Below are 8,451 nucleotides of genomic sequence, written 5' to 3' on the forward strand. Positions count from 1 at the left end.
CCGGGCTCCGGTCGCGGTTGGATGAAAGTTCCGTGGCAGGTCAGTGTTTTTACCCGCAGCGAACGGCAACTCCGACTGTCGGCGGCGCAGCATCAAAGAGCGACGGCCAAAAGCAGGAATGGGCCGCGATTGGCCAGCCGCGAGGCGACCGAAGCGCACGATGCGGCGTTTATCCGGGTTCGGCTCAGATCAGCTTTTCGGCCATTTCCTCTTCGCAAACAATCATGTCTGCCAGCATCTTTTCCGACCATTCCAGAGCGCCGGATGTCAAAAGAAATACCTCGGGAACGACGACCCATTCTGCAATCCAAACGCCGCCGGAACGCTCGTGCTGATGCAGGGTGAGTTCACCGATGTGCTCCGCACGTTGTCGGCCCAGACGACTTGCGGCCTCTGCAAACTCGCTTGCGCGCTGGTTTTTCTTGTGGTGCATCGATGAGGAAGCGCCTTTGCCGTTTGAATGGACTTCGGAGATTTCGCCAATATCCGAGGACGACAACAGATTGATGTTATGGGCGATCTTGGACAGGCAGGCGCACAAAGCCCCCAGGCCGGTTAGGATCTCGGCAACCCCATCGCGCGCATTCTGCCAATGGGGTTCGACGGTGCCCAAATCCAAGGTATCCGCCAGCCTGGATTTGACGCGCTGCCCCGTGTCGCCGTCATAACATGCCAGATCCCCGAGCGGGCCGCCAACCTGAACAAGGAGACCTCGATGCGACGCATCGTGCAACCGTTCGACATGCCGGCCCAGCTCCGCTTGCCAGACGCGTAGTTTTGTCGAAAAAAGCATCGGCACCGCATGTTGCCCGTTCGTACGGCCAATCATCTGCGTCTCTTTGTGGTCGTCGATCTTTTCGCCCAGGGCTGCAATCAGGCGATCAACGCTCGCAAGAACGGCCTGCAGTCCAAGCTTCATCTGCATCGACAGGCCCGTGTCCATGATGTCCTGTGTCGTACTGCGGAAGTGGACGTGCGGTGCCTGCTCGGGGCCGACGTGGGCGCGCATTTGTTTGACCAAGCCGACAATTGGACGGCCCACCTTCTTCATGTCCTTCTGCATTTGATCCCGATCGAGATCGGCGAGCGAAAACGAACCTATCGCATCTGCCGCCTCTTGCGGGATGAGTCCGGTATCGCATTGCGCGCGTGCAAGCGCCTGCTCGGCCTCTATCCAGACCGATAGCGTGGACGCTTCGGACCAGATGCTGCGCATCTCCTTGCTTGAGAAGCAGTCTTGCATCAGATGCCAGTCAAGCATCACCAAGCTCCCCATTCACCAGTTTCTGCTCGCGCAGGATGCCGCGAATGCGGAAGGCCATGGCCGCGACGCCGATTGCGAGGAAGAGGGCCGCGATCGGGCGTTCGATGAAGACCAGCGCACCGCTATCGGACATCAGCATGGATTGGCGGAAGGTTTCCTCGGCGCCCTTTGCCAGCACGAAGGAGATGACGAAAGCGGCGATATTGAAGTCATACTTGCGCATCAGCCAGCCGACAAAACCGGCAATGGTCATCACCGTGACATCGAACATGGAGCCCCGCGCCGAATAGGCGGCGACAAAGGACGTCAAGAAGATCATCGGGTAGAGCACGTTCGTCGGGATCTTGAGGATCAGCTTTGCCACCTGGGTGGCGCCGAAATAGCCGATCAAACCATAGGCCGCGATGCCGATCATTCCGCAGGCAAACAGGCGGTAAACTAGCTCCTTGTCGGTCAGGAACAGCGTCGGGCCCACTTGAATGCCGTGGATCAGGAAGACGCCCAGCAAGATCGCCCCGATAGTTGAGCCGGGGATGCCAAGTGTCAGGAGCGGTGCCATCGACGGGCCCGAAACCGCGTTGTTCGCAGCCTCTGGCGCAGCCACGCCTTCCAGCGCACCCTTGCCCCATTGTTCAGGGTTCGCGGCACGGCGCTTGCCCTCGCCATAGGAGATAAACGCCGCGATGGCAGACCCAAGACCGGGCAACACGCCGATGAACGCCCCGATGAAACCGCCCCGCAGAGCATGCGGCAGACAGGGTTTGTATTCGTCCCAGCTCAGGCCGTTGTCATCGCCGGTCGAAGTGGTTGCCTCGACCTCACCGTCTTTTGCCTTCAGGCGGTCTTCCAATTGCGCGAACACTTCCCCCAGCACGAAGACACCGATCATCAAAGGCACGAGACCAATGCCGTTCGAAAGATCGAATGAACCAAAGGTATAGCGTTCTTCGCTGGAAATCGGGTCGAGGCCGACCATGGCAACAAGCACACCGATCAAAGCCGAAGCCAGCCCCTTGAGGATGGATTTCCCGATGACCGAGCCGATCACGACAAAGGCGGCAAAATAGATAGCGAATGTTTCGGGCGGGCCGAGTTTCAATGCCAGGGCGGCGATGAAACCAACGCCCACGACCAACATGATATCGCCCATGAAGTCGCCGATGACCGAAGAGATCGTGGCCACCTTCATCGCTTTGCCGGCCTTGCCGGATTTCGCAAGCGGATAGCCGTCAATCTGCGTCGCAGCCGAGGCTGCTGTACCGGGTGTATTGAACAGGATCGCGGCAATCGACCCACCGTAGCGGCCCGATTTGCCGATCACGTAGAGAAAGGCCAAGGCAAAGAGCGGGTCCATGTAGAAGGTGATTGGCAACAGCATTGCTATGGCGGCAGAGGCCGTCAGGCCAGGGATAGCGCCCACGACCATGCCCACGACGGCGGCCAGGAGGATCGCAGCCAGCAACATTGGATCGGAGATCACGGAAAGAATTGCAGGGAAGATAACCATGACCGTTACCCTCTGATCGCATCAAGCAGGTCAAACACCTCGCCATACGGCGGGAAGACCCCAAGAAGTTCGAAGAAAATGATGTGGTAGATCAGCGGGCAGACAACGACCGAAATCGCGAGGCCGATCCAGCTGCGCACGCCGAAAATATAGAGCACGACGGGGGCCGCGATGGCTGTCGGCAGTACATATCCAAACCAGCGGATAGATTGCTGATAGAGCAAGGCGATTGCGAAGAGGCCCAGAATGTAAAGGACACTGCCTGCGTTCTGCGGCGCTTGATCACATTGGGCAGAAGCGGTTTGCCGTGCGCCAAACAACATGAAGCCCGCGATCACCAGGAGCCCAAGGCCCGCGCCAAAAGGGGCAATTCCGGCCCATGTTTCGTTGTCATTGGCGGCGGGCACATTCCAGACACCAACGACCGCCACAAGTCCCAATATCATCAGGACCATGCCTTCTGCATAGGCACGCATATCCATCCCTCCCATGTCGTTTGAAAAGGGGCTGCGTTGTTTGGCAGCCCCACTCATGAACGCGCGCTTAGTTCGTCAGGCTTTCAACCAAAGGCGCGGCGTCGGCCTTCATCGCGGCCAGTCCCGCTTTGGCGTCGGCTCCGCTGGCATAAACCGGGCCAGTGCCCCGTTCTGCCAGAAGTGCTGCAAATTCAGGTTTGGCAGCAATCGCCTCCAGCGCGGCTTCCATCGTCGCGACCACTTCGGCCGGGGTACCCTTGGGCGCAAATACGATAACCGGCGAGGAAACGGCGGCGAACGGAATGCCCAGTTCACCAAAGGAGGGAACGTCGGTCATGATGCCATCGCGATCCTGGCTGTTGACGGCCAGTGCGCGCAGGTTGTCTTCAAAACCTGCAAGCTGCTGAACGCCGAGGAAGCCGAAATCGGCCTGCGCACCTATCAGCGCAGCGCGGGTCGGGCCGCCACCTTTGAAGGGGACGTCCTGTGCCTCGATGCCGTTGTTGGCAAGGAAGCCAAGACCGCCCACGTGGTGGAAACCGCCGCGTCCGGAATGCGCCCAACGCAGGGAGCCCGGATTGGCCTTGGCCGCGTCGATGACGTCCTGAACCGATTGGAACGGGCTGTCTTTCGGAACCATCAACGAGGTCTGCAGGTTCCCGACCTGTGCAACGAACTCGAAGGAGTCAAGCGCGTCGATGTCGGTGTCACGTGTCATGGTCGACAACAGGAACGAGCCACCGGATGTCATCATCATGGTGTACCCATCCGGGCGCGCGCCGACGACGGAATTCGCGCCATTCAGGCCACCGGAGCCCGGCTTGTTCACGACGACAACCGGTACGTCCAGCACGCCTGCCGCTGCGGCGGAAATAGCGCGGGCATAAGCATCGGTCCCGCCGCCTGCCTGGTAGGGCACAACCAGGTTGATCGGGCGCTTCGGCCAGTCGGCAGCAAAACTTGCCGTGGCTGTCGCCAAAAGTGCGGCGCCTGCAACGGCGGCTCCGATGAGTGATCTTCTTTTCATGTTGGTCCTCCCAGAATTGATGATGTCGTTCCTATCATCCAAAATGAATTGTAAAAAATGCAAATATGCTTACATTACTTGCGTAATTTGCAATGGTATGGCGCATGAATATCAAAGCCCTTCGCGCTTTCCGCGCGACCCTGTCGGAAGGGTCTCTGGCCGCCGCAAGTCGGATACTGAACCTGTCGCAACCCGCTGTCAGCCGCTTGATTTCAGGTCTGGAAGGCGAATTGCGCCTGACACTCTTTGATCGCTCAAAGCGGAACTTGACGCCGACACCCGAAGGCTTCGCATTCTTTCGCGAAGCGGGCCGTATCCTCGACAACCTGGACGAAGTCCCTCGGATTGCTGCGGAAATCCGGGCCGGGCGAACCGAAAACCTGCGTGTTGTTGCGATGCCACGGGTCGCACAGGCGCTTGCCTCGCCCGCAGTGGCCAGGTTCGTGCAACAATACCCGGACATCGGCGTCAGCCTGGATGTTCGCGCCCGGCGCGAAGCCGGAAAGTGGCTGGCCGGGCGTGAATACGACATTGGTATAGGTGCGCTGCCAGTGGATCACCCGGACATCCGCACGGAATTGTTGCTTCGGGTCCGCGCGCAGGCCATCGTGCCGGTTGATCATCCCCTCGCACAGGCCAAAGAAATATCCGTCGACAACCTGGATGGTGAGCCCATGATCCGGCTCATGCACGGCCTACTTTTGCGCGAACAGCTGGACGACATGTTTCAATCCGCAGGTCTGACGCCGAAGCAGAACTGCGAAGTTGCCTCTTCGGCGCTCGCTTGTGCCCTGGTCGCTGACGGCGGAGGCATCACAATCGCCGATGAACTTGTTGCCTCTCAGGTGGATGCCAGCCGCATCAGATTGATCCCGATAACGCCTGAAAGATGGATGTCGTTCGGGCTTTTGTTCCCGATCAATCCGCCTCCGTCCAATCGCCTCGAAAACCTGATCGAGATTCTGCGGTCCAACGCACAACGCTTGGCGGATGCTTCGCCGACGATAGAAATTCCGGACTGAAGGTCAGCAACGGTCATTCGAATGCGTTTTGCATTGATCTCCAAAGCCCGCCACCAGATCATTGCTCTGACAGAAGTGCCGCGCAATCGATCAATGTCTGCTTCGGCGAAGCGGCAGTGCAGCATCTGGAGCGGCGAGCAAAGTCGCCTTGGGCCGGGTTTGCTGCTTCAATCCTGACTGCTCTAGAGGCGCGGAGCATGGACATGTGTCGGCAAAAGGATTGCAGCAGATGCGCTCGCGATAGCGCCGAACAGGTGGGCCTCCCAGGAGAGGCTAGGTTGACCTGACAGAACGCCCCAGAGGATGGAGCCATAAAGGAAGCCTACCAGCAGTGCCCCGCCCAGCGTGACCGGCGACCGATCCACCAGGCCGCGCGCCACGAGGAAGCCGAACCAGCCGAAGATCAGCCCCGACGCGCCGATATGGATTGCGTAGCTTCCGAAGAGCCAGACGAGACCGCCGCCGAGGCCGATCACCACGGCGTTCACAGCCAGCAAGGCCCGCGTCGCAGCGGTCACCAGCAGCCCACCCATCACCAATAATGGCGCCGTATTGGCCATCAGGTGCGCAAAGCATCCGTGTTGTAAGGGCATTGCGACGATGCCGTCCAACCCGCTGACGTGCCGGGAGATCAGGCCGAAGGCCGGGTTGAAAACATAGCCGGTGATCCAGTTTGCTGTCTGGCTCCCCCAGAGCAGGCCGACAAAGGCTGCAAGAGCCGCGGCGCGCCGAAAGACCGCGCGCACGTAATCCATTTTCTTCATGCCGTCCAAGGTAAAGGTCTCCCGGCCCGTTCAATTGCTTTCGCGCCCCCACAGGTGACGGGCTCGGAGGGCGGTAGGTCGACGCGGTCAACGACGTGACAATTTAGAGCGACGGATGCTACTCCGGGCAGCTGTAATTCGGCATCCAAAGCTCTTTTCCTAGACGGCTCAGGGACGGATAAGACGGCCAGCGGCACCTTGTTCACAAATTCGAAAACGAGCCCTGGATGCCGGCCGCCAATCTTGGCTCGAGTTTTTCCGACCGAAAGTACGACCCCATTATTGAAGATTGTGGCCCCTCTGCGTTACAGGGCGCGATGAAGAAAAAATGCTCAACAAAACCGATGTTCGAGGAGCTCCACTGGCAGCGATTGGCTGGACGATTGCCGGAAAACGGTGTGACTTCGGTGTTCAGCACGGACCTTCTCTGCCGCAAGCGTCTAGCGGAGGTGCGGTGGCCCGGCGGGGTCACATGCCTCGAGTGCCAGAGCCAAGACGTCGGGTATCTCGAAGGGCGAAAAACGTACCACTGCCGAAATTGTAGATACCAGTTCACGGTCCTGACCCGGTCTCTGCTCGGGTCGAGCAAGCTGTATCCTCAACTCTGGTTCGACGCTGCCGAGATATACATCTGCTGGCGCGCGAGGAGCGGAAGGCACGATTACGGCCTTCATGCCTTTGCGGATGTCCTTGGTGTCGCCTATCCGACCGCGCATCGGGTTCGGAAGATTCTGGAGAAAGACTTGGCTCTTGGCGGCACGGGGCTCTTGATTCAATGCATTTGCATCGACGTCTGAGTGAACCCTCTGTTTCTTAGATGAAATTCGGGGGAAGCGTGCCCGGAGGATAACCGCGGAAACCGGAAAACTCCGCAGTTGATCGATCCGAGACTTGGAGCCGGTGCATCTCGTTGTTGAGTTTTCTATACAGATTTCTTCCTTCCATAGGTATGTGCCCCCGATTTTTCCGCATACCTGCGAAATGTAAGAGACGACACTGGCACCAAGGTCAACGGGGCGAGCACAGTCCGAAATGAGGCAGGATAGGAAGCGAAAAATACACGAGGCGATTTTCTCGCAACATACTGAATTGTAAGAGAAATGGACTCGCCGGGAGCGGTGTGCTTTAACCAGAATTGGTCGCCGAGTCGTGGTAGGTCTCGACGACACGATCAGGAAGAAACCTAATGATCGAATGGGAGCCGATCTCGCATTCGATCGCCCTGGACAGAACAAGCGCGCCGCCGAAACGAGCGCCGATCATATGAAGCCATTTCTCGAGGGAGCATCACTCGATGCGCCCCGGAATGCGAAACGGAGAGAGGACCAAAGACGTAGCCAGACCCATGAAACTCAGCGCAGGGCGTTGTTTCCCCCGGGCAAGGAAGGGTGCATCACTGCTGATCGACGTAAGACACCGATAACGTAGTCGAGCTGACCCTCCTGCACAAGTTCGCAGTCGGAAATTTTCCGGCGGCGCAAGACCCCCGTGCGCTTGGTACGCAACGGGTCGGTGCCCTGCACCCACCCACAACATTCGCCCCACAGGGCGAACCAGTCTCACACAACGCGCCGGACCCCTCGGCGTGAATAGGAAAGTCATGCCATGCAGACTGCTTTGGAAATCGCGGACGGCCATCCGCACGCCCACTTGCCTCACCTTTGGGAGGCCACCTTCACTCCGCCGCCGATGGCAGACCCTGACGATCCGCACAAGCTGACCCGCACGCGCCTGAGTAAGCAGCTCATGAAGAGTGACAAGCCCAAGAGCGTTTGGAAGTCGAGCAGCACGTGCCGGGTGGCCTTCGTCACGCGGTTGCATCGGAGAGCAGTTCTTCAGGAGTTCTGGTGCGCGTCTTTCGAAGAAGCGCAGGTCTACCTCAATATTGCGGGCCATCCCGAGGTCATCAACTTTATGGAGCAGCATACGACCGTACCGTTCGTCGACCTGTCAGGGAAGGACACCTTCACACGCGTCGATGCCCATGTCCTCCTGCGGAACGGCGAGGAAGTGCTCGTCTCGGTAAAGTATGATGAAAAAGCTCGCCGTGAATCGTATCTGGCCGAAATCGCCAATACGGCCGAGCAGACGCCCTGCGAGGTAGCTGACCGGTTCACTGTGACTTCGCGGTACCTGTTCCACCCGACCTATCGTGCCTGTGTCGAAGCGATCCATAAAGCTCGCCGCGGCTGGGACCCGGAAGCCGATGAAGCAGTCCTGGGTCTCGCACCGCACATGGGGGCGCGCTTTACCTTCCAGGAGATCGTCGCTGCATCTGGTCTTGGGCACCGTGGGCACCGTGCTGTCATTCGCCTCGTTGGCGATGGCGACATCGGCAAAGACCTTCTCGTATAGCGCGACAATCAGGGTGAGATCAGCGCGACAATCAGG

Annotated in this window: 8 protein-coding genes; 3 read left to right on the top strand and 5 right to left on the bottom strand. The window is 59.0% G+C overall.

The genetic code is table 11. The features are described from left to right. Nucleotides 1–184: 184 nt before the first annotated feature. From PVW49_RS23360 to PVW49_RS23375, 4 genes are all read right to left on the bottom strand, one after another. A complete protein-coding gene (locus PVW49_RS23360) occupies nt 185–1,261 on the bottom strand; it encodes a lyase family protein (protein ID WP_274591758.1) in 1,077 nt (358 codons plus the stop codon). Further along, nucleotides 1,254–2,771: a tripartite tricarboxylate transporter permease gene (locus PVW49_RS23365; protein WP_274591759.1), complete on the bottom strand. Its 1,518-nt coding sequence runs from the start codon at nt 2,769–2,771 to the stop codon at nt 1,254–1,256. Before PVW49_RS23365 ends, PVW49_RS23360 begins: the two co-directional genes overlap by 8 nt. Nucleotides 2,772–2,776: 5 nt before the next feature. After that, nucleotides 2,777–3,247 carry a tripartite tricarboxylate transporter TctB family protein gene (locus tag PVW49_RS23370; RefSeq protein ID WP_274591760.1) on the bottom strand — a complete coding sequence of 157 codons (471 nt, stop codon included), beginning with the start codon at nt 3,245–3,247 and terminating at the stop codon, nt 2,777–2,779. A 67-nt stretch (nt 3,248–3,314) separates the two neighbouring features. Beyond that, entirely contained in the window at nt 3,315–4,274 is a 960-nt protein-coding gene (locus tag PVW49_RS23375) for a tripartite tricarboxylate transporter substrate binding protein (RefSeq protein ID WP_274591761.1), read from the bottom strand. A gap of 104 nt (nt 4,275–4,378) precedes the next feature. Here PVW49_RS23375 and PVW49_RS23380 point away from each other — a divergent pair, with 104 nt between their 5' ends. After that, the gene (locus tag PVW49_RS23380) at nt 4,379–5,296 is read left to right on the top strand and encodes a LysR family transcriptional regulator (RefSeq protein WP_274591762.1); all 918 of its coding nucleotides are present in this window, start codon (nt 4,379–4,381) and stop codon (nt 5,294–5,296) included. 182 nt (nt 5,297–5,478) lie between these two features. On the opposite strand, the gene PVW49_RS23385 is transcribed toward PVW49_RS23380, so the two are convergent. Further along, nucleotides 5,479–6,060, bottom strand: coding sequence for a rhomboid family intramembrane serine protease (locus PVW49_RS23385; protein ID WP_274591765.1), 582 nt, complete (start codon nt 6,058–6,060; stop codon nt 5,479–5,481). A gap of 227 nt (nt 6,061–6,287) precedes the next feature. Here PVW49_RS23385 and PVW49_RS23390 point away from each other — a divergent pair, with 227 nt between their 5' ends. Both PVW49_RS23390 and PVW49_RS23395 read left to right on the top strand, forming a co-directional pair. After that, on the top strand, nt 6,288–6,857 hold the full coding sequence (locus tag PVW49_RS23390) for a transposase (RefSeq protein ID WP_274591763.1): 570 nt from the start codon (nt 6,288–6,290) through the stop codon (nt 6,855–6,857). An 808-nt stretch (nt 6,858–7,665) separates the two neighbouring features. Continuing rightward, the gene (locus tag PVW49_RS23395; protein ID WP_274591764.1) at nt 7,666–8,415 is read left to right on the top strand and encodes a hypothetical protein; all 750 of its coding nucleotides are present in this window, start codon (nt 7,666–7,668) and stop codon (nt 8,413–8,415) included. The last annotated feature ends 36 nt before the right edge of the window (nt 8,416–8,451 follow it).

Origin of the sequence: Marinovum sp. PR37 (genome assembly GCF_028807375.1) — a bacterium.
Taxonomy (GTDB): Bacteria; Pseudomonadota; Alphaproteobacteria; order Rhodobacterales; family Rhodobacteraceae; genus Marinovum; species Marinovum algicola.